Raw genomic sequence first — 25,933 nt, 5'->3', positions numbered from 1 at the left:
CGCAACGCCGGCGGAGGAGGTGTCATGCCCAGGTGCTCATCAGCTGGTGCACGGCGAAGTTCAGATGCTGGATGTGCCCCGCCTTGATCCATGTCTCCGCGTTGCCCGAGCCCCCGGAGCCCTCTCCCCCGGCGCACGCGTGCAGCCAGCGTTCCCCCGCGCTGTGGTCGACCCCTCGAAACCACCCGGACTCGGTGATCCAGCGCGCCGCCGCACGCACCCGGTCGACGCGTTCGCGGCCCCTGAGGGGCGCACGGGCGATGAGGAAGCTGTCCGGAGTGGTGTAGCGCAGCAGACCCCAGGGCGGGCCGTACTGGTCGTCGCCTGAGGGTGCGTTGGCGCTGAAGGCGTGCTCCACGGAGTAGTCGCCGTACATCACCCTTGTGGGAAACCCTGGGCGAGCCACGCGCACCGCATGGTGGAGCTGCCGGTCGTGGCGCCGCACCTCGTACCGGACGGCCGTGGCCGGCTGGTCGGGGGTGCGGGGGAAGGCGCCGGAGGTGAGAACGACCGTGCGCCAGCGCCGGAGGGTTCCCAGCAGGTCGAGGGCGGCGATGGCGTTCTTCGCCGTCTCGTCCCCCTCCGTGGCCGCGCCCATGTCCAGGATGAGGTCGGTCTGCGACACGGGCAGGCAGAGCCGGTCGAGGAGCTCCAGCAGTCTCGTCGAACAGGGCTCGTCGGGCGGCTCGTCGACGAGCAGCCGTATGCCGAGCCCGCGGCCGCTGAGGAAGGCGAGGTCGGCGGTGTAGCGCTGCAGCGTGGGGTCCCGTTCCGGGCCGGTGACCAGGCGCAGACGGCTCCTGGTCGCCAGCCGCCACAGGCCGACGGCCGCCCCTTCGACCCGGCCCTCGACGTGGGCGGCATCGACCCAGCCGGGCCCTCCGTCCATGGCCGTGATGAGCCGGTCCACCCGTGGGGTGAGCCAGCGTCCCAACGCGGCCTGGTCACCGGCAGCTTCCAGGGCGGCCGGCACGCCTCGCGTCCGCTCCGGTCCTGAGTGCGGGACGAGTGTCCACAGCGGCGCGATTCGTCTCCGTATGAGGGCATCGAGCGCCTCGTAGGCAGTCCAGGCGTCCCGCCGCGTCGGCAGGACCGGTACATAGATCGGCTCGACCATCGCGGCTCCCCCTCGCCCCGCCGAATCGCCTGTCGCCCCTGGTCACAGGGTGATTGGGCATTCTTGGTAACGAAAGAGCGCATTTCCGGCCAGAAACGAACGAGGGCTTGTCCGGCGGATCAAGTCGCAGGAAAGCAGCGGCGCCTGATCGACGCGGGTGAGCGGGGAATGGTGCGTCCACCTGCAAGGCGGAGGAGGGCGTCGAGGCGGAGCGGCGGCAACCGACGACAACGCCGGTTGGGGCACCTCCCGCTCGAGCGAAGCCGAGAGTGGGGGAGGGCGTGCCATCCCCCACGTCTGCGGCATGATCCGCCGGACAGGCCCTGGGGCCCAGTTACCACAGGTCTTGGTGGCGGTGACGGGTCGGCGGGTGGTCCAGTTCCTCGGCCACGGAGAGGAGAGCGCCGGGCGAGGCCGCCCGGAGGCGGTTGCGGGCGGTCGAGCGGAACACGGCCAGAGCGGCGCGCGCACGGGACTCGTACGGGCCGTCGACCTGCGCGTTCAGGGACCGGGGATAGGTGTAGGCGCAGAACGTGTGTGCCAGTTGGACGGGGAGCGGGCGACGCCGCTCGCGCCGCGCACGAGTCAGTTCCTGCGCGCTGTAGCGGAGTGCGACGAGACGGTGGCCGGTGTCCAGGTTCAGGCTCTCGGCCGGCCAGTGAGCAGGGTTGACGCGGTGTCGGGGGCGGACGTGATGGACGGTTCGGGACATGGCAGACCTCCGGGGCCCGCCGGGACTTCCGGCGTGGCCCATAAGAAGTCCGCCGCCGTGAAACGGCCGAGACGCTTGCTCCGCACGGGAGGAAGCCTGGCGAGGGAGGGGCGGGGTTGTCCAACGGTTATCCGTCGCGAGGCGATTGTCAGTGGGGCGCGCTTCAATGGGAGGTGTCGTCACAGTGCGTCACGACGGAAGTGCGACGGGGGGAGCGGGTCTGTGGAGAGGTGTGTGGAAGACGGACGGCGGTACGTGTCGCTGGCCGGCCTGCGGATGCGGGGATGGACGGGCGCGCTGGTGCACCGGCTGCTGGGGCCGCCGGACCGGCTCAGCGTCGATCCGCGCGCGCGGGCCGCACCGCAGGTGCGCCTCTACCGCGTCGAGCGGGTCGAGGCGGCCGAGCGTGACGAGGAGTTCCGAAAGGGCCGCGCCCCACGGGCACCCGGCCCCAAGGAGTCCCCGTGAACCGCCCCGTCACCGCCCCGGGGCCACTCCCGTGCGTCCCCGCCCGCTCGGCCCGACGATCGCGCGCCCGGCCCGACAACCGCGCGGCCCCTGGCGACCCTGCGGGCTACGGCCCTGCGGTGCGGTGCTGCGGTGCTGCGGTGCTGCGGTGCTGCGGTGCTGCGGTGCTGCGGTGCTGCGGTGCTGCGGTGCTGCGGTGCTGCGGTGCTGCGGTGCTGCGGTGCTGCGACCATACGACTCCCCGGCCCTACCGACCTGCGGCTTCACAGCCCCTGCGTCTACGGCCCCACCGACCTGCGGCTCCGCAGCCCCTGCTGCCCCGCTGCCCCGCTGCCCCCGCGGGCGCTTCGCCGCTCGCCCGTCCTCCCCGTATCCGCCGCTTCACGGTCCTTCGCTACTCGGCGCGCCACACGCGTCGTTTCGGTACCGGCTTTGCGAAGCTCCCCGCGCGGCTGGTCGTCAGGCCCAGTCCCACCAGTGCCTCAGCCAACTTCACCGCCGCCCCGACGCCGTCGACGACCGGAAGGCCGAGTTTGTCTCCCACCGCCTGCTGCAGCCCCGTCATGCCGGCGCAGCCGAGCACCAGCACTTCGGCGCCGGCTTGACGGGCCCGCTCGGCGGCCGCGAGGAAGGCCGCCTCCGTGCGGTCGGCGTCGCCCAGGTCGAGAACGCCGAGACCGGTGCCGACGACAGCGGCGCAGTTACGGCCCACCCCCGCCAGTTCCAGGCTGTCCTCGATCTGGCCGCAGGACCGTTCCAGGGTGGTGACGACGCCGTAGCGGCGGCCCAGCAGACAGGCCAGATGGGCCGCGGCCTCGGTGATGTCGACGACGGGCACGTCGACCAGCTCCCGTACGCCCTCGCGGCCGTGCTCACCGAAGCCAGCCATGACGACGGCGTCGTAGGGCGGGCCGTCGTAGGTGCGCAGGCGATCCATGACGGCCGCGGCCGAGAGATAGCTGTCGAGCCAGCCCTCCGCCGACTCGGGTCCCCAGTCGGGGGTCAGGCCGATCACGGTGGTGCCCGGACCTGCCGCGGCCCGGGCACCTCGTACGATCTCCTCGGTCATCTCCTGCGTGGTGTTGCAGTTGGTGACGACGATCCGCACGTTCCGCACGCTTCTCAGACCTCCACGGGCTTGTCGGTAGCGGTCGCCAAGGACCCTGCCGTCCGCTCGCTGCGGCACAGCAGCAGGTACAGGCCGGCCCCGAGGGCCGTCCCGATGAACCAGGAGTACGGGGCCACGTCGCTGAACGTCTTCACCAGCGCGAGCACCGCCGCGACCGCCGCGGAGGGCAGGAACGCCCACAGCGCCTTGGGGTTGACGCCCTTGCGGTAGTAGTAGCGGGATCCGGGGGTGGCGTCGAACAGTTCGTTGACGTCGACGCGGCCGCGCTTGACCCAGTAGTAGTCGACCATGATCACGCCGAACAGGGGGCCGAGGAACGCGCCGAGGCCGCCGAGGAAGTAGTTGACGACGGTCGGGTTGGAGAAGAGGTTCCAGGGGGTGACGACCAGTGCGGCGACCGTGCTGATCATGCCGCCGACCTTGAAGCTGATCTTCTGCGGCCAGACGTTGGCGAGGTCGTACGCCGGCGAGACGAAGTTGGCGACGATGTTGACGCCCATGGTGGCGATGGCGAAGGTGAGCGCGCCCAGGACCAGCACCCAGGTGTTGCCGACCTTGGCGACCAGCTCCGCCGGATCGGTGATGGCCTCGCCGAACACCTCCAGCGAGCCGGCGGTGACGATCACGGAGACGACCACGAACGCCGTCGAGTTGAGCGGCAGCCCCCAGAAGTTGCCGCGGCGGACCGTCTTGTAGTCGGGTGCGAAGCGGGAGAAGTCGCAGAAGTTCAACATCAGCGTGCCGTACGTGGCGAGGATCAGTCCGATCGCGCCGAACCACTGCCGCCACTGCTCGCCCACGGAGACGGGGTGCGGGGTGGAGGTGAGCGAGATGGTCCAGCCGGCCTTGGAAAGGACCCAGATCGCCAGCGCGATCATCACCAGCCAGATCGCCGGACCGCAGAAGTCCTGGAACTTGCGCACCGACTCCATGCCCTGGCTGATGATCAGCGCCTGGATCAGCCAGAGGGACAGGAAGGACACCCAGCCGAGCGCGTCGAGGCCCAGGAAGGAGCTGTGCGTCCAGGACTCCAGGCCCGGCCAGGCCGCCAGCAGCATCACGTTGACGGCGACGGAGGCGAGGTAGGTCTGGATGCCGTACCACATGATGGCGATCACGGCGCGGATGAGGGCCGGGATGTTGGCGCCCCAGACGCCGAAGCTGATGCGGCTGACCACCGGGAAGGGCACACCGTGGCGCTGGCCGATCTTCCCCATCCAGTTCATGCCGATGTAGATGAGCACGAAGCCGACGAGGAGGGATGTGAAAATCTGCCACACGTTCATGCCGAGGACCAGCAGGCCGGCGGCGAAGGTGTAGTTGCCGAGGTTGTGGACGTCCGACATCCACATGGCGAAGAGGTCGAAGACCTTCCAGTTCCGCTGCTCGGCGGGCGCGAGGTCTTCGTTGGTGAGCCGGGGGTCAGGGACGAACGCTGGTGCGCCGGTGGCTTCGGCGCTGTCGGCGAGGGACACGGTGCCTCCATGGGCAAGGGGACAGAGGAGGACTGCTGGGCCGAACGTTTGGTATACCAAACTGGCGACATGGTCCCGCCGTCAAGCGTTCTGACCGATGTCCTTCCTGTTACGGCTCCGTAAAAGCCCCCTCGCATCGGAGAAGATGGGCCCATGACGAAGATCGAACCGGTCGAACCGATCGGAGCGGTGCGCGAGCGCGTCCTGGTAACCCTGCGGCAGGAGATCATCGCCGGTCGACTGCGCCCCGGCGACCGGCTCGTCGAACGGGAGCTGGCCGACCGGTTCGGTGTCTCCAGGGTTCCCGTCCGGGAGGCCATCCGGGCACTGGTCGCCGAGGGCTTCGTCCTGTTCGAAACCCCCCGCCGCACGGTCGTACGGCGACTGAGCCCCACCGACGTGAAGGAACTCTTCGAACTGCGCGAGGCGTTGGAGGTGTACGCGGCCGGACTGGCCGCCGCCCGCGCCACCCCGGAGGACCTCGCCGACCTGCGGGAACTGCTGGCGAGCGCGGCACACGCCACCGAGACCGGGGACGCCGAAGCGATCACCGACATCAACACCCGCTTCCACGACCGCCTCCTCGCCATGGCCGGCAACACCCTGCTGATCTCCGTCATGGAACCGGTCGGCGGCCGCCTGCAATGGCTCACCCGACGCAACGAGGAATGGCCCCAACTCCTCACCGAACACCAGGAGCTCTACGACGCCATCGCCTCCGGCGACCCCGAGCGCGCCCGCACCCACGCCCTGAACCACGTGCAGGCCAACTACCGCTCCACCGTGCGACACCTCTTCGGGACATCGGCCGACACCACGCCCTCAGAGCCGTCCCAAGAGCCGTCCGCACAACCGTCCGCACAACCGTCCGCTCAATCTTCCACCCGGTCTTCCGCCTAGACTCTGCCGACTCTTCGGACAGGTGTCCGACAGGAGATTCGCAGAAACGGGACGGAGAACACCAACATGGTCAGCAGACGTGGGCTGTTGAGCGGGGCCGCACTCGTGGGGGCGGGCGCGGTGACCGGCGTGATCGGCGGCGCCGGGAGCGCGGCCGCCGCCGCCCCACTGGACACCCCGTTCACACCGGTCGGCGTACCGCATCTCGCCGAGGCCGAGCGCATGGTCCAGTACCAGCGTCTCCTGGCGGCCGGCCACCTGCCCACCGGCCTGAGCGGTCACTGGCCCCTCGACGGATCCGGCGCCGACCTCTCCGGCCGCGACCACCCCGTCACCCTCGGCCCGGGCGCGAGCTGGACGACCCTGCGGGCAGGCGGCGAACTCACCCTGAACGAGGCCTACGCCGCGACCGCCTCCGTACTCGACACCACGACCGCGTTCACGGTCTCCGCCTGGGTACGCCTCGCGAACGACGCCGTCCTGACGAAGATGTACACGGCGGTCAGCCAGGACGGCACCGGCTGCAGCCGCTTCCTGCTCCAGTACGACGACGCGGCCGGTGCCTGGGCGTTCAAGGTGCGCGCCGAGGACCAGAGCGTCAAGATCTCCGCCCTCGGCACCACCGCCCCCGTGCTCGGCAAGTGGACCCACCTGACCGGAGTGTGGGACGGCGCCCGCGTCCACCTCTATGTGAACGGCGTACTCGAAGGCACCGCCGACGCCACCCTGTCATGGGCGGCGCCCCAGGGCTTCAACATAGGCCGGGCCCGCTGGAGCGGCGCATACGTCAACCAGTTCAAGGGCGCCGTCGACGACGTCCGCGCCTACGGCCGCGCCCTCGACGCCGACGAAGTCTCCCTGATCAGCGGCCGCACGGCCCGACTCAACAACGTCTACTTCATCGGCTCCCCGTCCAGCCTCACCTGGGGCACCCCCGACGACCTGTCCAGCTGGATCGCGCTGGCCCGCTGCTCGTCCTTCGTCACCCGCGTGCTGAACCACACCTACGGATGGGCCACCGACGCCTACTTCACCCAGTACTTCCAGGACCGCATCCCCGAAGCCGCCGACTACCGCCAGGCCTTCGCCAGCGGCACCGCCGGCCCCCGTTTCCAGCAGATCCGCAAGGTCACGGACCTTCGGCCCGGCGACCTCATCGCCGTGGACTACAGCGGCGACGTCGAGGGCAGCACCGGCCACATCGTCATGGTCCGCGAGGTCAAGGGCGTCTTCAGCGGAGTCGGGGACTTCACCGGAGAGACCCAGTACGCCGTCGAAGTGGTCGACTGCACGGCCGAACCGCACGGCGTGTACGCGCTGACCAACTACCCCAAGTACCCCGACACCCGCATGGTCAGCCTCGTGAAGGAAGAACAGTTCCAGGGCGTCGGCATCGGCCACATGATGTTCTATGCCTCCAACGCCACCGGGGAGTTCTCCCGCTACCGGTGGGGCGTCAACACCGACCGGGACGGTGCCCACCCCGTCTCGTCACGGCCGCTCGCCGCGGCCCGCATCGTCTGACCCGAGCGGCGTCAGCGCCGGGCGTACCTGTCGGTGGCCTCGACCAGCGCCTCCGCCACGCCCGGCGCCCCCACGTCGTGCCCCGCCTCGTCCACGACCACCAACTCGCAGCCCGGCCAGGCGTGATGGAGCCGCCACACGGTGCCGAGAAGGTTGCCGAAGTCGAGGCTGCCCTGCACGAGGGTGCCCGGGACGCCCTTGAGGAGATGAGCGTCCGCCAGCACGGCGCCCTCTCCGTCCAGGAAGTGACCGTTGCCCCAGTAGTGGGTGACGGTACGGGCGAAGCCCAGCCGGAACACCGGGTCCTCGAACCGCTCGACGGACCGCGGCGGCGCCGGAATCGTCGCCGTCTCCCAGTCCGTCCACGCCCCCGCCGCCCGCTCCCGCACCTCGGGATCGGGCGATTCCAGCAGCCGGTTGTATGCGGCCGCCAGGTTACCGGCCCGTGCCTCGCCCTCCGGCAGCCCAGCCAGGAACCCCTCGAACGCCTCCGGGAACACCTTCCCCAACCCCCTGGTCAACAGGTCCACCTCGGCATCGGACCCCGTCGCGACCCCTGTCAGCACCAGCTCGCTCACCACCCCGGGATGCGTCTGCGCATACCGCAGCCCCAGCACCGACCCCCACGACACACCCCACACCAGCCACCGCCCGATCCCCAACCATCGCCGCAGCGACTCCAGATCGGCGAGGAGGTGAGCCGTCGTGTTGACGCTCATGTCGGTGTCGTACGCACTCGCATGCGGGGTGGACCGCCCGCACCCGCGCTGGTCCAGCAGCACGATCCGGTACGCGGCGGGGTCGAAGAGCCGCCGGAAGTACGGCGCGCTCCCGGAACCCGGCCCCCCGTGCAACACCAGGGCGGGCTTGCCCCGCGGGTTCCCACAGGTCTCCCAGTACACGCGGTTGCCGTCCCCGACGTCGAGCATGCCGTGGTCGTACGGTTCGATCTCCGGATACAGGCCCATCGAGGCACCGTACGATCCGACGCGGGCCTACGTCGCCCCGATATCGCCCGCCGTCCCGGCCAGCCCCGCCGCCCGTGCGGCCGAGTGCAGCACGTCCCGCAGCATGCCGGGGGTGAGCCGGCCGGTGAAGGTGTTGCGCTGGCTGACATGGAAGCAGCCGAAAAGGTCGAGGCCGGGGCCGTCGTCCGGGTCGGCGAGCGGCACCCGGGTCCCGTGCGCGAAGGCAGGTCGAGGCCGGGGCACCGTCCAGCCCGCCTCCGCGAACGCGGGCAGCGCGGCCTGCCAGCCGAACGCGCCGAGCACGACGACCACACGCAGTGTCGGCCGCAGCAGCCGCAGCTCCTGCACCAGCCAGGGCCGGCAGGTGTCCCGCTCCCCGGGGGTGGGCTTGTTGGCGGGCGGCGCGCAGTGCACGGGCGAGGTGACGCGCACGCCGTACAGCTCCAGTCCGTCGCCGACGGAGACGGAGGTGGGCTGCGAGGCGAGTCCCACGTCGTACAGCGCCTGGTAGAGCACGTCCCCGGAACGGTCACCGGTGAACATACGGCCCGTACGGTTCCCGCCGTGCGCGGCCGGAGCGAGCCCGACGATCAGCAGCCGGGCATCGGGCGGCCCGAACCCGGGCACGGGCCGCCCCCAGTACGTCCAGTCGGCGAAGGCCGCCCGCTTGGTACGAGCCACCTCCTCACGCCACTCCACCAACCGAGGACACGCCCCACAGCCCACGACCCGCCGGTCCAGCTCGGCGAGGGCGGCGGGAGCGTCGGGGGCGGCCATGTCCCCACGGTACGACTGCACGGGACAAATCCTGGGGAGGGGCCTTCCCCTCCCCCCTCCCGCCCCTTTCCTCGCCTACTCCTCCACTGGCACCGCCCTCACCCAGATCCGGTCGTCCGTCAGGTATCGGTCCACTCTCAGGCCTGCCTCCGCCAAGGCCTGCTCGAACTGGTCCTTGGTGAGTGCGCGGGTCCGGAAGGTCTGTGTCCATACCGCGTCGGGGAACTCGTACTCCGCGCGCACGGAGCGGACGCCGTTCTCGAGGGGGCCGACCGAGGAGATCCGTACGGTGAAGCCGCTCGGGTCGACGCGTTCACGCGGCAGGTTGGTGTGGTAGTCCTCTCCTTCTCGTTGGATCAGCAGGCATCCGCCCTTGGCGATGTGGCGTGCGCAGGCGCGCAGCATCCTTGTGCGCACGTCGACGTCTCCGTTGTGCACGAGGAACGACGCGAGCATCACGACGTCGAATGTCTCGCCCAGGTCGAGGTCTTCGATCGGGCTGCATATGGTGCGCGCGCCGCGGACGCGCTCCAGCATTTCGGCGGACTCGTCCACCGCTGTGACGGTGAAGCCCCGCTCCAGGAGGGCGTGGGTCACTCGCCCGACTCCGCTGCCCAGCTCCAGGAGGTGCGCGCCCGGGGGGACCGCCGCGGAGATGATGTCCGGTTCGTCCTTCACGGGGAGGCGCGAGTAGAACTCGACCGCGCAGCCGTCCGGCGTGATCGCGCCGGGGCCTGTTCCTTCGTATCCCTGTCGCATGTGTCGTCGCATGCCCGTCCAACGGGCTGGCTGTGGCTGAGCGTTCCGCATCCTGGTCGGTTCACTCGTTCGAGGGAGAGGTGTCTGTTCGGGCAACTTTCGGGGCGGCTTGACCGGCTCTTCCGCCAAGCGCCTCTCGGCGGCGTCGGGGCTCCTCTGGAGAACGTCGGTGCCGAAGAGTACGTTGCAAGGAGGAGCGGTGATCGGGATGCGTACGGGCAGTGAGCCGACGACGGCGCGCAGTGCACTGAGGATGCGGCTGTGGCTGTCTCTGTGGGGGCTGGCCTGGGCGATCTTCGGGACGGCCGCGTTCACCCTGGCGGGGCGCCCGGGGTGGGCGGCGGCGTGTGGGGTGCTGTGGCTGGTGATCACGGTGGATCTGACGATGATCGTCCGGCACATCCGGCAGGGCCCGCACTATCAGCCGGGGCGGGACATTCCGCCGTACCGGCCGCCCGAGCACCGTCACCCCTGACGGGCTCGCCGTTGACGGGCTCCCGCTGACGGGCTGGCGCTGACGAGCGCCGTGGTCCCGTCGGGGTCGTCCCCGTCGGGGTCGTCCCGTCGGGGTCGTCCCCGTCTGGTTCGTCCCGTCGGGGTCGTCCTCAGGTCTCGAAGCGGGCTGCCTTCAGGTACTGCGGGTTGGGGTCGAGTGCTGCGGCGAGCCGGAAGTGGCGCTTGGCCTGGTCGCCGCGGCCCTGCCGCTCGTAGGTGCGGGCGAGCGCGAAGTGCGCGAACGCGTTGTCCGGCTCGCGCTCCAGGACGACGGTGAACTCCAGCTCGGCGGGGCGTAGTTGCGCGGCGGCGAAGAAGGCACGCGCGCGTAGCAGCCGGGCGGCGGTGTTCTCGGGGTGCGCGGCGATGACTTGGTCGAGAAGCTTCACCGCGCCCCGCGGGTCCCGTGCGGCGAGGAGTTGCTCCGCGGCACGGAAGTCGATGACGTGCGTCTCCGGAGTACGTCCGGTCGAACCTGCGGTATCGGGCACGGAAAAATCCTTCCCTTGCTCGGAGGGTTCAACGCGCGGAGCACGGACCGCTATTCCGGGGCGGTCTCGTGTGGCGGGTGCGCTCGGCGCACGAGGTCGGCCCATACGTCCTGCACGCGCCGTCGCAGTTCCGGGAGCGGTACGTCGTTGTCGATCACGATGTCCGCGATCTCCCGGCGTTTGTCGCGTGTCGCCTGGGCGGCCATGCGTGCGCGGGCGTCGTCCTCGGTCATGCCGCGCAGCCGGACGAGCCGGTCGAGTTGGGTGTCGGGGTCGGCGTCGACGACGACCACGATGTCGTACAGGGGGGCGAGACCGTTCTCGGTGAGGAGGGGGACGTCGTGGACGACGACGGCGTCTTCGGGGGCGGTCGCCTCCAGTTCTCGGGAGCGGGCGCCGACGAGGGGGTGCACGATCGCGTTGAGGCGTGCGAGTTTCTCGGGGTCGGCGAAGACGATCGAGCCGAGCCGGGGGCGGTCGAGGCTGCCGTCCGGGGCGAGGATGGCCTCGCCGAAGGCGTCGACGACCGCCGCGAGGCCGGGGGTGTGGGGTGCGACGACTTCGCGCGCGATGCGGTCCGCGTCGATGAGCACGGCTCCGCATTCGACGAGCAGCCGGGACACTTCGCTCTTGCCGGCGCCGATCCCGCCGGTCAGGCCCACCTTCAGCATGAGCGGAAGCTTAGGGCCTGCCGGTGACATTGCACCCGGCAGGCCCTTGTGGGCTGTGGGGGTGGTCAGCCCTCGCCTTCGCGTTCTGCGAGGAATCGTTCGAACTCGAGGCCGATCTCGTCGGCGGAGGGGATGTCGACGGGCTCGGCGAGCATGTTGCCGCGGGTTTCGGCGCCGGCAGCGGCGTCGTACTGGTGTTCCAGGCCTTGGACGAGGGAGGTGAGCTCGTCGTCACCTTCCTGGATCTGGCGCTCGATCTCGGTCTGGGTGCGGTGGGCGTCGGTGCGCAGGGCGTGCGCGATGCCGGGCAGGACCAGGCCGGTCGCGGCCGTGACGGCCTCCAGGACGGTCAGGGCGGCGTCCGGGTAGGTCGAGCGGGCGATGTAGTGGGGGACGTGCGCAGCGACGCCCAGGATGTCGTGGCCGGCTTCCATGAGGCGGTACTCGATGAGCGCTTCGGCGCTGCCGGGGACCTGTGCCTCGTCGAAGGGGCTGCGGTGGCCGGGCATGAGGTCCGTGCGGTTGCCGTGGGGGGTGAGGCCCACGGGGCGCGTGTGCGGGACGCCCATGGGGATGCCGTGGAAGTTCACCGAGAGGCGGACGCCGAGGCGCTCCACGATCTGTTTGACGGCGACGGCGAAGCGTTCCCACTCCACGTCCGGTTCGGGGCCGGACAGCAGCAGGAAGGGTGCTCCGGTGGTGTCCTGCACGAGTCGCACTTCGATGGCCGGCTCCTCGTACTCGGTCCACCGGTCGCGCTTGAAGGTCAGCAGCGGGCGGCGGGCGCGGTAGTCCACGAGCCGGTCGTGGTCGAAGCGGGCGACGAGTTGGTGGGGCAGCGAGTCGAGCAGCCGGTCGACGATCTGGTCGCCGGTCTCGCCCGCGTCGATGTATCCGTCGAAGTGGTAGAGCATGACAAGTCCGGCCGACTCCTGTGCCAGCGCCATGTCGACGACTGCCAGGCCTTTCGGCTCCCATGCGTACAAACCCTGCGGATCAAGCACTTGGACCGCTCCTCCTCGTGTTCCTACTGCACAACGCCCGTGGCGGCGTGGGCATTCCCGCTGGAGGTTCTTGATCAGCCGGCTCTTGCGCAGTGCTGCACGGCAACGCTGAGGGCCCGCACCTCGAAAGGTGCGGGCCCTCAGTCAGGATGAGCTATGAGCTACTGCGAAGCAGAGCTACTACTGCTCGGTGGGCGTCAGCTCTGCCCACCGGCCAGCTTCTCCCGCAGCGCGGCAAGCGCCTCGTCCGAGGCCAGCGCGCCGGAGGTGTCGGCGCCCTCGGAGGAGTAGGAGCCGCCGCCGGTCGCGGCCGGAGCCGCACCCGCGGTGTCGCCGCCCTCGGCAGCGGCCTTCTCGTCCGCCTCGCGGGACTTGATGACCTGCGCCTGGTGCTGCTCGAAGCGCTGCTGCGCCTCGGCGTACTGGTGCTCCCACGCCTCCCGCTGGGTCTCGTAGCCCTCGAGCCAGTCGTTGGTCTCGGGGTCGAAGCCCTCGGGGTAGATGTAGTTGCCCTGGTCGTCGTAGGACGCGGCCATGCCGTACAGGGTCGGGTCGAACTCGACCGAGGCCGGGTCGGCACCGAAGGACTCGTTGGCCTGCTTCAGCGAGAGGCTGATGCGACGGCGCTCGAGGTCGATGTCGATGACCTTGACGAAGATCTCGTCGTTGACCTGGACGACCTGCTCCGGGATCTCCACGTGGCGCTCGGCCAGCTCGGAGATGTGGACCAGACCCTCGATGCCCTCGTCCACGCGGACGAACGCACCGAACGGAACCAGCTTCGTGACCTTGCCGGGCACGACCTGGCCGATCTGGTGGGTGCGGGCGAACTGCTGCCACGGGTCTTCCTGGGTCGCCTTCAGCGACAGGGAGACGCGCTCGCGGTCCATGTCGACGTCGAGGACCTCGACCGTGACCTCCTGGCCGACCTCGACGACCTCGGAGGGGTGGTCGATGTGCTTCCAGGACAGCTCGGAGACGTGGACCAGACCGTCGACGCCACCCAGGTCCACGAAGGCACCGAAGTTGACGATCGAGGAGACCACACCGGAGCGGACCTGCCCCTTCTGGAGGGTCGTGAGGAACGTCTGGCGGACCTCGGACTGGGTCTGCTCCAGCCAGGCGCGGCGGGACAGGACCACGTTGTTGCGGTTCTTGTCCAGCTCGATGATCTTCGCCTCGAGCTCCTTGCCCACGTAGGGCTGGAGGTCGCGGACGCGGCGCATCTCGACGAGGGAGGCCGGGAGGAAGCCACGGAGGCCGATGTCGAGGATGAGGCCACCCTTGACGACCTCGATGACGGTACCGGTGACGATGCCGTCCTCTTCCTTGATCTTCTCGATCGTGCCCCAGGCACGCTCGTACTGAGCGCGCTTCTTGGACAGGATGAGGCGGCCTTCCTTGTCCTCCTTCTGGAGGACGAGGGCCTCGATCTCATCGCCCACGGCGACGACCTCGTTGGGGTCGACGTCGTGCTTGATGGAGAGCTCACGGCTCGGGATAACGCCTTCGGTCTTGTAACCGATGTCGAGCAGGACCTCGTCCCGGTCGACCTTCACGATGACGCCGTCGACGATGTCGCCGTCGTTGAAGTACTTGATCGTTTCGTCGATCGCGGCGAGGAAGGCTTCCTCGTTACCGATGTCGTTGACCGCAACCTGCGGGGTGGTGGCGGTGGTCTCGGTGCTGCTCGTCATGTGGGAAAGGGCTCCGGTTACGGACAGAAAGTCGTAGGTACTGCTACGCCGGGAGCCCGTGATCGCTCTGAAGAAGCCGGACAGCTTAGGAGGCGCCCCACCAGAAACTGGTGATGGCACCTCGAGAACCGAGGGGACATACAACAGATGCGAGCGCAGCCTGCTACGTCTGAGGTGCGCAGGCCCGCAGCGCAACTTGTAGCATACGGGGGCAGCCGGGCAGGGTCAATGCGCGAAGGCGCACACCCGGGGCGGATCGCCGCATACCCGGCACACAACCTTTCTCCCGAGGCCACGCAGGCCGCAGGAAGCCCCTTCGGTGACACCAGGTGGCACCGTCGGGCGGGTTGCACGGAAGAGTACGACGAGGGAGCCGATCATCCAAGAGCCCGCATCGTCCGAGACGGCGGCCTTCGAGCCGGAAGCCACCCGACGTGATGCCGACGTCGCCGAGAGTTCCCGGGCCAACCGGGGCTGGTGGGACCGCAACGCGGACGAATACCAGATCGAACACGGCACCTTCCTCGGCGACGACCGCTTCGTGTGGGGTCCCGAGGGCCTGGACGAGGTGGAGGCCGAGCTGCTCGGCCCGCCGGAGGAGCTGAAGGGGAAGGCCGTCCTGGAGATCGGCGCCGGCGCGGCCCAGTGCGCGCGCTGGCTGGCCGCGCAGGGCGCGCATCCGGTGGCCCTGGACATCTCCCACCGCCAGCTCCAGCACGCGCTGCGCATCGGTGGCGCGTTTCCGCTGGTGTGCGCCGACGCGGGCGCGCTGCCCTTCGCGGACGGCTCGTTCGACGTGGCCTGCTCGGCGTACGGGGCGCTGCCCTTCGTGGCCGATCCGGTGCTGGTCCTGAGGGAGGTGCGGCGGGTGCTGCGGCCGGGCGGCCGTTTCGTGTTCTCGGTGACCCATCCCATCCGCTGGGCGTTCCCGGACGAGCCGGGTCCCGAGGGCCTGTCGGTGTCGTCCTCGTACTTCGACCGCACTCCGTACGTCGAGCAGGACGACGAGGGCCGCGCGGTGTACGTGGAGCACCACCGGACGCTCGGCGACCGGGTCCGTGACGTCGTGGCGGGGGGGTTCCGGCTGGTGGACCTGGTCGAGCCGGAGTGGCCGGCCTGGAACTCGTCGGAGTGGGGCGGCTGGTCCCCGCTGCGCGGGAACCTGATCCCGGGGACGGCGATCTTCGTCTGCGAGCGGGACTAGCACGGGACCAGGGCCTGCCCCGGGGCCTGTCCCGGGACAGCCGCCATGGGTGCGTCACGTGGCGTTCTCCCGCCCCTTGCCCCCTGCCTCCCACGCACGCGCGCGTGCGTGGTGTTTCGCGTGCGTGGTGTTTTCGGTGGCGTACGACACTAGGGGCGTGATCCACCGTGACGACGCTCTCGATGCGCTGCCCGTGCGGGCCGCGCTGCCCGCCCTGAACGACGCTCTGGACGGGCACGGCGCCGCGGTGCTGGCCGCGCCGCCCGGTACCGGCAAGACGACGCTGGTGCCGCTCGCGCTGGCCGGGCTGCTGGGTGGGGGTGGGGGTCCTGTGCGGCGCGTGGTGGTGGCCGAGCCGCGGCGGATCGCGGCGCGGGCGGCGGCCCGGCGGATGGCGTGGCTGCTGGGCGAGGGGGTCGGGGAGAGCGTCGGGTACACCGTGCGCGGGGAGCGGGTCGTGGGGCCACGCGCGCGCGTGGAGGTCGTCACGACCGGTGTGCTGTTGCAGCGTCTTCAGCGCGACCAGGAGTTGACGGGCGTCGACGTGGTGGTGCTGGACGAGTGTCATGAGCGGCATCTCGACGCGGACACCTCGGCCGCCTTCCTGTGGGATGTGCGTGAGACGCTGCGGCCCGAGCTGCGGCTGGTGGCGGCGTCGGCGACGACGGACACGGCGGGGTGGGCGCGGCTGTTGGGCGGGGCGCCGGTGGTGGAGGCCCACGGGACGTCGTACGACGTGGAGGTGGTCTGGGCGCCGCCGGCGCGGCCGGTGCGGCCGCCGCACGGGATGCGGGTGGATCCGGCGCTGCTGGCTCATGTGGCGTCGGTGGTGCGGCGGGCGTTGGCGGAGCGGTCGGGGGATGTGTTGTGTTTCCTGCCGGGTGTCGGGGAGATCGTACGAGTCGCGGGGCAGCTCGGGGAGCTGGGCGGGGTGGATGTGCTCCAGGTGCACGGGCGGGCAACGGCGGCGGTGCAGGACGCGGTGCTGGCGCCGGCGGCGCGGCGCAGGGTGGTGCTGGCGACGTCGGTGGCGGAGTCCTCGCTGACGGTTCCCGGGGTGCGGGTGGTCGTCGACTCGGGGCTGGCGCGGGAGCCGCGGGTGGATCACGCGCGCGGGTTGAGCGCGCTGACGACCGTGCGGGCGTCGCAGGCGGCGGGGCGGCAGCGGGCGGGGCGGGCCGGTCGGGAGGCGCCGGGTGCGGTGTACCGGTGCTGGGCGGAGGCGGAGGACGTCCGGCTGTCGCCGTTCCCGGCCCCGGAGATCAAGGTGGCCGATCTGGCCGCGTTCGCGCTTCAGGCGGCCTGCTGGGGCGATCCGGACGCGTCGGGGCTGGCGTTGCTGGATCCGCCGCCGGGCGGGGCGATGGCGGCGGCGAGGTCGCTGCTGACGGCGATCGGCGCGGTGGACTCCGCCGGTCGGGCCACCGGGCGGGGGGTGCGGTTGGCGCGGTTGGGGCTGCACCCCCGGCTGGGGCGGGCTTTGCTGGACGGGGCCGCGTCGGTGGGAGTGGAGCGGGCCGCGGAGGTGGTCGCGCTGCTCAGCGAGGAGGCTCCTCGGGAGTACGGGGATGATCTGGCGGCCGCTCTGCGGGCCGCACGGCGCGGGGGTGACGCCTACTCCGGGCGGTGGCGGGCCGAGGTGCGGCGGCTGCGGTCGGTCGTCGCCGGCGTTTCCGGGCCGTCCGCCGGAATTTCTCTGCCGTCCGCCGGTGACCGTCGTGCGGGGGACGGGGGCGTCGAGGGTCTCGTCGTCGCTCTTGCCTTCCCCGAGCGGGCCGCCAGGCTCGACGGTGGTTCCTACCTGATGGTGTCCGGGACGCGGGCCGAGGTCGCTGAGGGGACGGGACTGCGAGGTGCGGCCTGGCTCGCTGTCGCCGTCGCCGACCGGCCCGTGGGGAAGGGGCACGCGCGTGTGCAGCTCGCGGCGGCGGTGGACGAGGAGGTCGCCCGGCTCGCTGCCGGGGTGCTGCTCGACGAGCGCGACGAGGTGCACTGGGCCGGCGGGGACGTCGTGGCGCGGCGGGTGGAGCGGCTGGGGGCGGTGGAGCTGGCGGCGCGGCCGCTGCGGGACGCCGACGCCGGGCTCGTCCGTAGTGCGCTGCTCGAGGGGCTGGAGCGGGAGGGTTTGGGGTTGCTGCGGTGGTCGCCCGATGCGCATGTGCTGCGGCAGCGGCTGGCGTTTTTGCGGCTGCGGCTCGGGGAGCCGTGGCCCGACGTCTCGGACGCGTCGCTGTACGCGCGCGTGGACGAATGGCTGGAGCCCGAGCTGGGGCGGGCCCGGCGGCGGGGCGATCTGGGGCGGATCGACGCCGGAGCGGCGCTGAGTCGGCTGTTGCCCTGGGCCTCCGGTGAGGCGGGCCGGCTGGACGAGCTGGCGCCGGAGCGGATCACCGTGCCCAGTGGGTCCAGGATCCGGATCGACTATGCCGACCCGGAGCGGCCGGTGCTCGCGGTGAAGCTGCAGGAGATGTTCGGGCTTCAGGAGTCGCCGCGGGTGTCGGGGGTGCCGTTGGTGGTGCATCTGCTGTCGCCCGCGGGGCGCCCGGCCGCGGTCACCGCCGACCTGGCCTCGTTCTGGAGGGACGGCTACCAGGGGGTGCGGGCGGAGTTGCGCGGCCGGTATCCGAAGCATCCGTGGCCGGAGGATCCGGCCGGCGCCGAGCCGACCCGGTACACCAGCGCGCGGCTCAGGCGGTGACCGGCTGCGGCTGGGCGGGTTCGGCGGGGGTCGGCCGTGCGGGGCGGCGGGAGCGGGCCTCCAGGTAGAGGGAGAGGGACAGCAGCAGGACGCCGAGCAGGAGGAAGGTCCAGGGCAGGTAGGACGTGAGCAGCAGGACCAGGGTGCGGTTGGACTTGACGACGGACAGCGTGTGCTCGACGAAGTCCTCGCGCATCTTCACGTCGCCGGCGAACGCCGTGACCTTGGCGCGGCCGCCGAGGAGGGAGCCGCCGCGCAGTTCCTCCTGGTGGTTCTCCTCGGCGTAGACGGGTGCTCCGGTGACCGGTTCGACCCAGAACTTGCGGACGGTGGTGTACCAGCGGGTGGTGCCGGTCTTGGCGACGGTCTCGGGGGTGATGCCGGCGACGGGCATCGTCCTGGGCAGGGCGACCTTGGTCCAGGGGACGGTTTGTTCGAAGTAGTAGACCTTCAGGCCACGGAAGGTCCGGGTGCCCTTGTAGTGGATGGGGGCGCTGGTGCGGGTCTGTGCGTCGAAGTACTCGTAGTCGCGTTTCTGCGTCTGGAAGGGCCATTTGAACTCGATGCCCTGGCGGCGGACGGGGTCGCCGTCGACGCTCTCGCCGGTGGCGTGGACGGGTTCCTGGGTGTGGGCGTCGAAGATGTAGCGCTCGGGGACCTTGGAGACCATTTTGCCGTCGGGGCCCTGGACGTAGGAGAGGCCGTCCCAGACGACGACGTCGCGGCCGGCGGTCTTCTCGATCTTCTCGGAGGCCTCCACGTCGCCCTTGAGGGTCTGCACGATGGTGACCTTGGGGACGGTGCGGGCGGTCATGGTGCCGTAGTCGAGGAGGGTGGCGTTCTTCGCCTCCACGACCATGGTCTGGTATTCGTTCGCGGGGATCTTGGCCAGGCGTGGGAAGGCGTACCAGCGCAGCAGTGGGGACAGTGCCGCGCAGAACACGGCGAGGGTGAGCAGGATCAGGCTGGCCTTGCGGCGCATCTCGGCCTCCCTCCGGGGCGGTCAGGGGTGTGCGGGCACCGTCGTCAGCAGGGGTTTCGGGGAGGTCTTGCCGGTCGGTGTGCCCAGTGCGGTGAGGGTGAGGACCAGGGCGAGCGCGACGGCGAGGCCGGTCGCGGCGGCGATCAGGGCACGCATACGGACCTCCCGGAGCTGACAGGTCGTCAGGTGCGGCACCGTAGCAACGGGCGGGCGAGAAGAGAACACGTGCGTCGCACACGACGGCGGCGCCCCTTCGCAAGGAAGGGGCGCCGCCGTTGTCGCGGGAGGTGCCGCGGAGAGGGTGTTACGGGGTGGGCGTCGTCGACTCCGACCCGCTGGGCGTGGGGCTCGGGGTCGGGGTCGGGGTCGCGGACGGCGCGGCCGTGACGGTCAGTTCGACCGTGAGGGTCGCTCCGCCGGTGGTGGTGATGCGCAGCAGGTACGTGCCGGCGTTGTCGTCCGCGTACAGCTTGGGCAGCTGCAGCAGGCCGCCTGCGTCCGTCTGCAGGTCCCAGGTACGCACGGGGTTGCCGGCGGCGTCCTTGAAGTAGGGGCCCTTGTCGTTCGTGGTCGGGTCGCCGGCCGACTTGATCAGGGTGGCGGTGGCCGCGACCTTGTCCGCGGCGGCGCCCTTGTAGGTGGCCTTCACCTCGACCTGGTCGGCGAACTCGCCGCCGGCGGTGCAGGTCAGCGCCGTCTGACTGGTGCGGGCGAGGGCGTCGGCGGCGCGGGCGGTGACGGTGGCCTTGTAGTCGAGGGCGGAGAGGGCGCGGCCGAGGACCGTGGCGCGGACGGTGAAGTCGCCGGTCTTCTCGCCCGCCTTGAGGGCGGGGGCGAGGGCGATGCCCTTGCTGTCGGTGGCGATGGTGGCGACGTCCTCGCCGCCGGTGAAGGTGGCGTCGGTGTCGCCGACGATGGTGAAGCGGACCCTGACCTTGGCGACGGCCTTGCCGGTGGCCGTCTCCGCGCGCGTGCTGATCCGGTCGGTGTAGGTGTGGCCCGCCATGGCGGTGAGGCTCGCCGTGCCCGCGTTCTCGATGTGGTCGACCGTGTCGGTCGGCGTGGGCGTCGGCGTCGGGGTGCTGGGCTTGGAGGGCTTGCTGGGCTTGCTGGGCTTGCTGGGCTTGCCCGGGGTGGACGGCTTGCCGGGCTTCGTCGGTGTGCCGGGCGTCGACGGGGTGGGGGTGGTGCCCGGGCCGTTGTCGCTGCGGCCGCTCGGCAGGGTGCCGGTGCCGTTGGGAACCTCGTGCGTGCCCTTGCGGTAGTACTCCAGCCACGACAGGACGGTGTTGAGGTAGTCCGTCGAGTTGTTGTAGCTGAGGATCGCGCTGCGCATCCCGGACGTGGTGGACATGTCCCAGTCGTAGCGGCACAGGTAGTGGCCGGCGGCGAGCGCGGCGTCGTAGATGTTGTTGGGGTCCTTCTTGCCGTCGCCGTTGCCGTCGCGGCCCGCCCACTCCCAGGTGGAGGGGATGAACTGCATGGGGCCGACGGCGCGGTCGTAGGTGCTGTCGCCGTCGTAGGCGCCGTTGTCGGTGTCGCTGATGTTGGCGAAGCCGACGCCGTTGAGGACCGGGCCGAGGATCGGTGTGACGGTCGTGCCGTCGGCGGTGACGTTGCCGCCGCGGGCCTGGCCCGACTCGACCTTGCCGATGGCGGCGAGGAGCTGCCAGGGCAGGTTGCAGCCCGGCTTGGACTGCGCCAGTTCCGTCTCGGCCTTCTTGTAGGCGTCCAGGACGGTCGCGGGTATGCCCGCCTCGGTGCTGCCGGTGGCGGCCGGGATGGTTGGCGAGGTCACGGTCGGGGCGGGGCTGGGGCTGTTCAGCGGCGGCAGGTCCGTGTAGTACGGCGAGTTGCCGGTGGCGCTGTCACCCGTGCCGGCGGCCGTGCTCGGGTCGGCGGACGGGGCGTCGGCGGCGGTCTGTCTGCCGTGCCCGTCGGCCGTGACGTCCGGTGCCTGGGACGCGGCCAGAGCCGCGACCGCCAGTGCGGCCACGGTCGTGTTGACCGCTCCCTTGCGCAGTCTCGTGCCGATATGCGCCGACATGAAGTGAAACCCTCCCGTGGACGCCGAACGCCCGTCTCTACGTCTGTCCTGCCGTGACGGCTGGTGCCGTTGTGGTCACCGGCCCCGTTGTCGCTGGTGTCACCGGTGCCATTGGTGTGACGGTCAACCCGCCCCGAGGGTTGCACTCGTGGCCGGTTTGCCCTGCTCTGTTCTCTTGTTCGACGCGCCTTCCGGGCGCGGCGACCCAGGCGACCCTACGACAACTTCTTTTGCACCGGCACCCGTTCGGGCGTCGTTTTCACCGGGCGGCCATGTGCCGTTCGGTCGGGAACCGTGCCCCGCATACTGGACGTCGTCGATCGCGGGGCCGGCCGGCCCGCCAAGGTCCGCCCCCGGGAGCTCCGTTGCCGTTCACCCTGAGTCATGCGGCGGCCGTGCTGCCCGTCGTGCGCGCCGACGGCGCCGGCCGTGGACGGCTGGTGCCGGCGGTCCTGGTGGCGGGCTCCTTCGCTCCCGACATGACCTATTACGCGGCGAGTGTCCTGTCCGGGGCCATGGAGTTCGGTGACGTCACGCACTCCTTCGCCGGTGTGTTCACGGTCGACGTGCTCGTCGCGTGGGCGTTGGTGGGGTTGTGGCTGCTGGTGCGTGAACCGCTGGTGGCGCTGCTGCCGCGCGACCGGCAGGGCCGGACGGCGGCCCTGACCCGCTGCGGGGCGCCACGCGCGCGCGTGGGGCCGTCCGTCGTCCTGTGGTGGTACGTCTCGGCGGTGCTCGGCGCGCTGACGCACGTGGTGTGGGACGCGTTCACGCACCTCGACCGCTGGGGCATGCGGCTGTTCCCCGTCCTCGGGGAGACGTTCGCCGGATCGCCGCTGTACTGGTACCTGCAGTACGGGGGGTCGGCCGTGGCCGCGGTCGTGATCGCCGTGTTCCTGACGTACGCGCTGCGCCGGGCGCCCGCCGGTGAGCCGGTCGGGGTGGCGGTGTTGTCGGTGCGGGACCGGTGGTGGGCCGCTGCCGTGATCGGCGGCTGTGCGCTGGTCGCGGCGGTGCGGCGGGCGACGCGGTGGTGGCAGTACTGGGGGCCGCGGGAGGCGAAGCCGTGGGAGCTCATCCCGACGGTGTGCTTCGGGGCGGGCGCGGGGCTGGCGCTCGGGGTGCTGCTGTACGCCGTCGGGGTGCGGCTGTGGCGTCCGGCCCGTCCGGTCGGTCCGGCCGCCCGGGATGTCCTGGCCGGGCGCACGGAGTCGGCGGGGGTCAGCGGGGAGCGGAACCGTCCGGGCGTTCGATGAGGGGTGTCGCGGTCGCGGCGAGGACGGGGACGGGGACGACGGGGATACGGCGGGCCGTCCGGGGTCTGCGCAACCGACAGAGGGCGCTGAGGGCGAGGGCCAGGCAGCCGCACACCGCCTCGGCGCACAGCCGCCAGGTGTCGCGGTCCAGACGCGCATGCGGCGCCCTTCGGCGGCCGGCCGCGGGGGCTCGTCGCTCGCCGCTGGGCACGAGCCGCAGCACCCTTTCGGGGACGACGCGGGCGACGCGGCGGCGGAGGCGGGCGGCGGCTGTGCGGAGGGCCGTGGCGGGCGTCCTGGGAACGCGGGGAGTGGCGGCGCCGGGCGCGAGGGCGGGGCGCGGTCGTGTCCAGGCGGCCGTGCCGGGGCCGAGCTGCGCGTCCGCGGTTGCCGTGGCGTGCACGCGTGCGTGGGCCTTGCGGCGGTGAAGCAGGCGTATACCCATGGCCGCATCCTGGCGGGCCGGGGCGGGCAGAGGCCTGTTCTCGGGGGCCACGCGGGTGACAGGCCCTCCGGGCGGCAGGCCGGCCACTGCCCGGGAGGCATACCGACGGCTGGATCCGGACCGGGGCGGACCAGGGTGGGGGGCGGGGTGGGCCGGAGTGGACCAGGGCAGGCCTGGGAGGGGCCGCGCATCCCAACACCGACGGAACACCGCCCGCACCCACCTGCGACGTGCATGAACGGAGGGTTCGTCATCGCCCCGTCGGCGGTGACGAACCCCCCTTGTCGGACCGCCGGAGGCTAGTGCGCCGCCGACTCCCAGTCCGTGCCCGCGCCGACCGAGACGCCCAGGGGGACGTTGAGGTGGACGGCGGCGGCCATCTCGCGGCGGACCAGTTCCTCAGCCGCCGCGCGCTCGCCGGGGGCGATCTCCAGGACGATTTCGTCGTGGACCTGAAGCAGCATGCGGGACTTGAGGTCTGCCGCCTGAAGGGCGGCGTCCACCTTCAGCATGGCGATCTTGACGATGTCGGCCGCCGTGCCCTGGATCGGCGCGTTGAGGGCCATCCGTTCGGCGGCCTCGCGGCGCTGACGGTTGTCGCTGTTGAGGTCGGGCAGGTAGCGGCGGCGGCCGAACAGTGTCGCCGTGTAGCCGGTGGCCCGTGCCTCGTCGACGGCGCGGCGCAGGTAGTCCCGGACGCCGCCGAAGCGCTCGAAGTAGGCGTCCATCAGGGCTCGGGCCTCGCCGGCGTCGATGTTCAGCTGCTGGGACAGGCCGAACGCGGACAGGCCGTAGGCCAGGCCGTAGGACATGGCCTTGATCTTGCGGCGCATCTCCGCGTCGACCGCGTCCGGCTCGACGGCGAACACCTGGGAGGCGGCCGTGGTGTGCAGGTCCTCGCCGGAGGTGAACGCCTCGATGAGGCCCTCGTCCTCGGAGAGGTGGGCCATCACGCGCAGTTCGATCTGGCTGTAGTCGGCCGTCATCAGCGACTCGAAGCCCTCGCCGACGACGAAGCCGCGGCGGATCGCCCGGCCCTCGTCCGTGCGGACGGGGATGTTCTGCAGGTTCGGGTCCGTGGACGACAGGCGGCCGGTCGCGGCGACCGTCTGGTTGAACGTGGTGTGGATGCGGCCGTCGGCGGCGATCGTCTTGATCAGGCCCTCGACGGTGACGCGGAGTTTCGCCTGCTCGCGGTGGCGGAGCATGATGACCGGCAGCTCGTTGTCGGTCTGACCGGCGAGCCAGGCCAGGGCGTCGGCGTCGGTGGTGTAGCCGGTCTTGGTCTTCTTCGTCTTCGGCAGGCCCAGCTCGCCGAAGAGGACCTCCTGGAGTTGCTTGGGCGAGCCCAGGTTGAACTCGTGTCCGGCCGCCGCGTGCGCTTCCTTCACCGCCTGCTGGACGGCGCCCGCGAACATCTGCTCCATGGCCTCGAGGTGGGCGCGGTCGGCGGCGATGCCGTGCCGCTCCATGCGGGCCAGGAGGGCGGAGGTGGGCAGCTCCATGCCGCCCAGCAGGTCGGCCGCGCCGACCTCTTCCAGACGGCCGCGGAAGGCCTCACCGAGGTCGACGACCGTGCGGGCCTGCACCATGAGGGCCTCGGCCTCGGCGCCGTCGTCCGCGCCGAAGGCGAGCTGGCCGTCGGCCGCGGCGGCCGGGGCCAGTTCACGGCCCAGGTACTCCAGGGACAGCGCGTCCAGGTCGAAGGAGCGGCGGCCCGGCTTGACCAGGTAGGCGGCGAGCGCCGTGTCCATGGAGATGCCGGTGACGGACCAGCCGTGCTCGGCGAAGACGCGCATGGCGCCCTTGGCGTTGTGCAGGACCTTGGGGCGGTCCGCGGCGGCGAGCCAGGCCGCCCACGCGTTCTCGTCGCTCTCGTCGAGCTCCGCCGGGTCGAACCAGGCCGCCGCTCCGCCGGCCGCGGCGAGGGCGACCTCGGCGACCGAGCCGGCGCCCAGGGCCCAGGTGTCGACGGTGGCGACGCCGAGGGTCTGGGCGCCGTGCGCGGCGAGCCAGCCCGCGAGCTCGCCGGTGGCCAGGACCGTGCCGTCCAGTTCCACGCCGCCGGTCACCACCGGGGCCGCCTCGGCCTCCGCGCTGCCCGGGTCGACGGCGAGGAGCCGCTCGCGCAGCGAGGGGTTCCTGATCTCCAGGGTGTCCAGGATCATCGCGACGGCCGTGCGGTCGTACGGGGTGCGCTCCAGGTCGCCGACCGTCTTGGGCAGTTCGACGGTGCGGACCATCTCGGTGAGGCGGCGGTTGAGCTTGACGGCCTCCAGGTGGTCGCGCAGGTTCTGCCCGGCCTTGCCCTTGACCTCCTCGACGCGTTCGACGAGTTCGGCGAACGACCCGAACTGGTTGATCCACTTCGCGGCGGTCTTCTCGCCGACGCCGGGGATGCCGGGGAGGTTGTCGGACGGGTCGCCGCGCAGGGCCGCGAAGTCGGGGTACTGGGCGGGCGTCAACCCGTACTTCTCGACGACCTTCTCCGGGGTGAAGCGGGTCAGCTCGGAGACGCCCTTCGTCGGATACAGCACCGTGGTGTGCTCGGACACCAGTTGGAAGGAGTCCCGGTCGCCCGTGACGATGAGGACCTCGAAGCCGGCGGCCTCGGCCTGGGTGGCGAGCGTGGCGATCACGTCGTCGGCCTCGAAGCCGTCGATCGCGAAGCGTGAGACGTGCATCGCGTCGAGGAGCTCGCCGATCAGCTCGACCTGCCCCTTGAACTCGTCGGGCGTCTTGGAGCGGTTCGCCTTGTACTCGGTGAACTCCTCGGAGCGCCAGGTCTTGCGGGAGACGTCGAAGGCGACCGCGAAGTGCGTGGGCTCCTCGTCACGCAGGGTGTTGGCCAGCATCGACGCGAAGCCGTAGATCGCGTTCGTCGGCTGGCCGGTCGCGGTGGTGAAGTTCTCCGCGGGCAGCGCGAAGAACGCGCGGTAGGCCAGCGAGTGCCCGTCCATGAGCATCAGGCGCGGGCGGCTCTCGCCGGAGGGGGTGTCGGTCTTCTTCGCTGCTGTCTCTGCCACGCCCCCGATCCTGCCACGCCCCACTGACACTCGGCCCCGGGCCGTCGCCGAGGGGGCCTCCCGCACGTGAACGCTGTCACCGCGTCGT

At 71.2% G+C, this 25,933-nt stretch carries 23 protein-coding genes; 7 read left to right on the top strand and 16 right to left on the bottom strand.

From position 1 onward, the window contains the following. Nucleotides 1-22 precede the first annotated feature (22 nt). Together B5557_RS33770 and B5557_RS33765 are read right to left on the bottom strand one after the other, a co-directional pair. Nucleotides 23-1,117 carry a beta family protein gene (locus B5557_RS33770; RefSeq protein WP_079663023.1) on the bottom strand — a complete coding sequence of 365 codons (1,095 nt, stop codon included), beginning with the start codon at nucleotides 1,115-1,117 and terminating at the stop codon, nucleotides 23-25. A gap of 334 nt (nucleotides 1,118-1,451) precedes the next feature. Next, nucleotides 1,452-1,829, bottom strand: coding sequence for a hypothetical protein (locus B5557_RS33765; RefSeq protein ID WP_079663022.1), 378 nt, complete (start codon nucleotides 1,827-1,829; stop codon nucleotides 1,452-1,454). Nucleotides 1,830-2,063: 234 nt separating this feature from the next. Here B5557_RS33765 and B5557_RS33760 point away from each other — a divergent pair, with 234 nt between their 5' ends. Continuing rightward, nucleotides 2,064-2,297, top strand: a complete 234-nt coding sequence (locus tag B5557_RS33760; protein WP_180291682.1) for a hypothetical protein — start codon at nucleotides 2,064-2,066, stop codon at nucleotides 2,295-2,297. 394 nt (nucleotides 2,298-2,691) lie between these two features. Here B5557_RS33760 and B5557_RS33755 read toward each other — a convergent pair whose 3' ends face one another. Beyond that, entirely contained in the window at nucleotides 2,692-3,405 is a 714-nt protein-coding gene (locus tag B5557_RS33755) for an aspartate/glutamate racemase family protein (RefSeq protein WP_079665144.1), read from the bottom strand. A 14-nt stretch (nucleotides 3,406-3,419) separates the two neighbouring features. Beyond that, a complete protein-coding gene (locus tag B5557_RS33750; protein ID WP_079663021.1) occupies nucleotides 3,420-4,901 on the bottom strand; it encodes an NCS1 family nucleobase:cation symporter-1 in 1,482 nt (493 codons plus the stop codon). Between the two features lie 153 nt (nucleotides 4,902-5,054). On the opposite strand from B5557_RS33750, the gene B5557_RS33745 reads away from it, so the two are divergent. Then, nucleotides 5,055-5,801 carry a GntR family transcriptional regulator gene (locus B5557_RS33745; protein ID WP_231976117.1) on the top strand — a complete coding sequence of 249 codons (747 nt, stop codon included), beginning with the start codon at nucleotides 5,055-5,057 and terminating at the stop codon, nucleotides 5,799-5,801. Nucleotides 5,802-5,867: 66 nt separating this feature from the next. Next, nucleotides 5,868-7,325 (top strand): LamG domain-containing protein, encoded by a 1,458-nt coding sequence (locus B5557_RS33740; RefSeq protein ID WP_079663020.1) that lies wholly within the window; start codon nucleotides 5,868-5,870, stop codon nucleotides 7,323-7,325. A gap of 11 nt (nucleotides 7,326-7,336) precedes the next feature. Here B5557_RS33740 and pip read toward each other — a convergent pair whose 3' ends face one another. From pip to B5557_RS33725, 3 genes are all read right to left on the bottom strand, one after another. After that, nucleotides 7,337-8,293 (bottom strand): prolyl aminopeptidase, encoded by a 957-nt coding sequence (gene pip / locus B5557_RS33735; RefSeq protein ID WP_079663019.1) that lies wholly within the window; start codon nucleotides 8,291-8,293, stop codon nucleotides 7,337-7,339. 27 nt (nucleotides 8,294-8,320) lie between these two features. Then, nucleotides 8,321-9,070: a uracil-DNA glycosylase gene (locus tag B5557_RS33730; RefSeq protein ID WP_079663018.1), complete on the bottom strand. Its 750-nt coding sequence runs from the start codon at nucleotides 9,068-9,070 to the stop codon at nucleotides 8,321-8,323. Between the two features lie 75 nt (nucleotides 9,071-9,145). Next, nucleotides 9,146-9,829: a class I SAM-dependent methyltransferase gene (locus B5557_RS33725; protein ID WP_079663017.1), complete on the bottom strand. Its 684-nt coding sequence runs from the start codon at nucleotides 9,827-9,829 to the stop codon at nucleotides 9,146-9,148. A 208-nt stretch (nucleotides 9,830-10,037) separates the two neighbouring features. On the opposite strand from B5557_RS33725, the gene B5557_RS33720 reads away from it, so the two are divergent. Next, a complete protein-coding gene (locus B5557_RS33720; protein ID WP_079665143.1) occupies nucleotides 10,038-10,304 on the top strand; it encodes a DUF6343 family protein in 267 nt (88 codons plus the stop codon). 130 nt (nucleotides 10,305-10,434) lie between these two features. Here B5557_RS33720 and B5557_RS33715 read toward each other — a convergent pair whose 3' ends face one another. The 4 genes from B5557_RS33715 to rpsA form a co-directional block, all read right to left on the bottom strand. After that, entirely contained in the window at nucleotides 10,435-10,815 is a 381-nt protein-coding gene (locus tag B5557_RS33715; RefSeq protein WP_079663016.1) for a tetratricopeptide repeat protein, read from the bottom strand. A 50-nt stretch (nucleotides 10,816-10,865) separates the two neighbouring features. After that, nucleotides 10,866-11,486 carry a dephospho-CoA kinase gene (gene coaE / locus B5557_RS33710; protein ID WP_079663015.1) on the bottom strand — a complete coding sequence of 207 codons (621 nt, stop codon included), beginning with the start codon at nucleotides 11,484-11,486 and terminating at the stop codon, nucleotides 10,866-10,868. 65 nt (nucleotides 11,487-11,551) lie between these two features. Further along, nucleotides 11,552-12,490 (bottom strand): PAC2 family protein, encoded by a 939-nt coding sequence (locus B5557_RS33705; RefSeq protein ID WP_079663014.1) that lies wholly within the window; start codon nucleotides 12,488-12,490, stop codon nucleotides 11,552-11,554. A 197-nt stretch (nucleotides 12,491-12,687) separates the two neighbouring features. Then, a complete protein-coding gene (gene rpsA, locus B5557_RS33700; RefSeq protein WP_079663013.1) occupies nucleotides 12,688-14,187 on the bottom strand; it encodes a 30S ribosomal protein S1 in 1,500 nt (499 codons plus the stop codon). A gap of 319 nt (nucleotides 14,188-14,506) precedes the next feature. Here rpsA and B5557_RS33695 point away from each other — a divergent pair, with 319 nt between their 5' ends. Beyond that, the gene (locus tag B5557_RS33695; protein ID WP_173877761.1) at nucleotides 14,507-15,391 is read left to right on the top strand and encodes a class I SAM-dependent methyltransferase; all 885 of its coding nucleotides are present in this window, start codon (nucleotides 14,507-14,509) and stop codon (nucleotides 15,389-15,391) included. Between the two features lie 160 nt (nucleotides 15,392-15,551). Continuing rightward, complete coding sequence (gene hrpB / locus B5557_RS33690; protein ID WP_079665141.1) at nucleotides 15,552-18,089, top strand: ATP-dependent helicase HrpB; 2,538 nt, start codon at nucleotides 15,552-15,554, stop codon at nucleotides 18,087-18,089. Here hrpB and B5557_RS33685 read toward each other — a convergent pair. The 3 genes from B5557_RS33685 to B5557_RS33680 all read right to left on the bottom strand — a co-directional run bounded on the left by B5557_RS33685 (nucleotide 18,079) and on the right by B5557_RS33680 (nucleotide 21,118). Next, a complete protein-coding gene (locus tag B5557_RS33685; RefSeq protein ID WP_079663012.1) occupies nucleotides 18,079-19,071 on the bottom strand; it encodes a DUF3068 domain-containing protein in 993 nt (330 codons plus the stop codon). The genes hrpB and B5557_RS33685 overlap by 11 nt on opposite strands. 21 nt (nucleotides 19,072-19,092) lie before the next feature. After that, nucleotides 19,093-19,227 (bottom strand): SPW_0924 family protein, encoded by a 135-nt coding sequence (locus B5557_RS43270; protein WP_107472664.1) that lies wholly within the window; start codon nucleotides 19,225-19,227, stop codon nucleotides 19,093-19,095. 148 nt (nucleotides 19,228-19,375) lie between these two features. After that, nucleotides 19,376-21,118: a lytic murein transglycosylase gene (locus B5557_RS33680; RefSeq protein ID WP_079663011.1), complete on the bottom strand. Its 1,743-nt coding sequence runs from the start codon at nucleotides 21,116-21,118 to the stop codon at nucleotides 19,376-19,378. A 365-nt stretch (nucleotides 21,119-21,483) separates the two neighbouring features. Between B5557_RS33680 and B5557_RS33675 the strand changes: the two genes are divergently transcribed. Beyond that, the gene (locus B5557_RS33675) at nucleotides 21,484-22,374 is read left to right on the top strand and encodes a DUF4184 family protein (protein ID WP_079663010.1); all 891 of its coding nucleotides are present in this window, start codon (nucleotides 21,484-21,486) and stop codon (nucleotides 22,372-22,374) included. On the opposite strand, the gene B5557_RS33670 is transcribed toward B5557_RS33675, so the two are convergent. Further along, the gene (locus tag B5557_RS33670) at nucleotides 22,340-22,819 is read right to left on the bottom strand and encodes a hypothetical protein (protein ID WP_079663009.1); all 480 of its coding nucleotides are present in this window, start codon (nucleotides 22,817-22,819) and stop codon (nucleotides 22,340-22,342) included. The two genes, B5557_RS33675 and B5557_RS33670, sit on opposite strands and share 35 nt — an antisense overlap. Before the next feature lie 299 nt (nucleotides 22,820-23,118). Further along, a complete protein-coding gene (polA, locus tag B5557_RS33665; protein ID WP_079663008.1) occupies nucleotides 23,119-25,845 on the bottom strand; it encodes a DNA polymerase I in 2,727 nt (908 codons plus the stop codon). Nucleotides 25,846-25,933: the final 88 nt, after the last annotated feature.

It is taken from the genome of Streptomyces sp. 3214.6, assembly GCF_900129855.1.
GTDB classification, from domain to species: Bacteria; Actinomycetota; Actinomycetes; order Streptomycetales; family Streptomycetaceae; genus Streptomyces; species Streptomyces soliscabiei.
Note: the sequence above shows the minus strand (reverse complement) of the source record. Positions and strands in the feature narration are given on the sequence as shown.

Excerpts from the sequence above, each read along its gene's own strand:
- B5557_RS33770 (WP_079663023.1), bottom strand. The coding sequence starts at position 1,117 with ATGGTCGAGCCGATCTATGTACCGGTCCTGCCGACGCGGCGGGACGCC.
- B5557_RS33765 (WP_079663022.1), bottom strand. The coding sequence starts at position 1,829 with ATGTCCCGAACCGTCCATCACGTCCGCCCCCGACACCGCGTCAACCCT.
- B5557_RS33745 (WP_231976117.1), top strand. The coding sequence starts at position 5,055 with ATGACGAAGATCGAACCGGTCGAACCGATCGGAGCGGTGCGCGAGCGC.
- B5557_RS33740 (WP_079663020.1), top strand. The coding sequence starts at position 5,868 with ATGGTCAGCAGACGTGGGCTGTTGAGCGGGGCCGCACTCGTGGGGGCG.
- pip (WP_079663019.1), bottom strand. The coding sequence starts at position 8,293 with ATGGGCCTGTATCCGGAGATCGAACCGTACGACCACGGCATGCTCGAC.
- B5557_RS33730 (WP_079663018.1), bottom strand. The coding sequence starts at position 9,070 with ATGGCCGCCCCCGACGCTCCCGCCGCCCTCGCCGAGCTGGACCGGCGG.
- B5557_RS33725 (WP_079663017.1), bottom strand. The coding sequence starts at position 9,829 with ATGCGACAGGGATACGAAGGAACAGGCCCCGGCGCGATCACGCCGGAC.
- B5557_RS33720 (WP_079665143.1), top strand. The coding sequence starts at position 10,038 with ATGCGTACGGGCAGTGAGCCGACGACGGCGCGCAGTGCACTGAGGATG.
- coaE (WP_079663015.1), bottom strand. The coding sequence starts at position 11,486 with ATGCTGAAGGTGGGCCTGACCGGCGGGATCGGCGCCGGCAAGAGCGAA.
- rpsA (WP_079663013.1), bottom strand. The coding sequence starts at position 14,187 with ATGACGAGCAGCACCGAGACCACCGCCACCACCCCGCAGGTTGCGGTC.
- B5557_RS33685 (WP_079663012.1), bottom strand. The coding sequence starts at position 19,071 with ATGCGCCGCAAGGCCAGCCTGATCCTGCTCACCCTCGCCGTGTTCTGC.
- B5557_RS43270 (WP_107472664.1), bottom strand. The coding sequence starts at position 19,227 with ATGCGTGCCCTGATCGCCGCCGCGACCGGCCTCGCCGTCGCGCTCGCC.
- B5557_RS33680 (WP_079663011.1), bottom strand. The coding sequence starts at position 21,118 with ATGTCGGCGCATATCGGCACGAGACTGCGCAAGGGAGCGGTCAACACG.
- B5557_RS33670 (WP_079663009.1), bottom strand. The coding sequence starts at position 22,819 with ATGGGTATACGCCTGCTTCACCGCCGCAAGGCCCACGCACGCGTGCAC.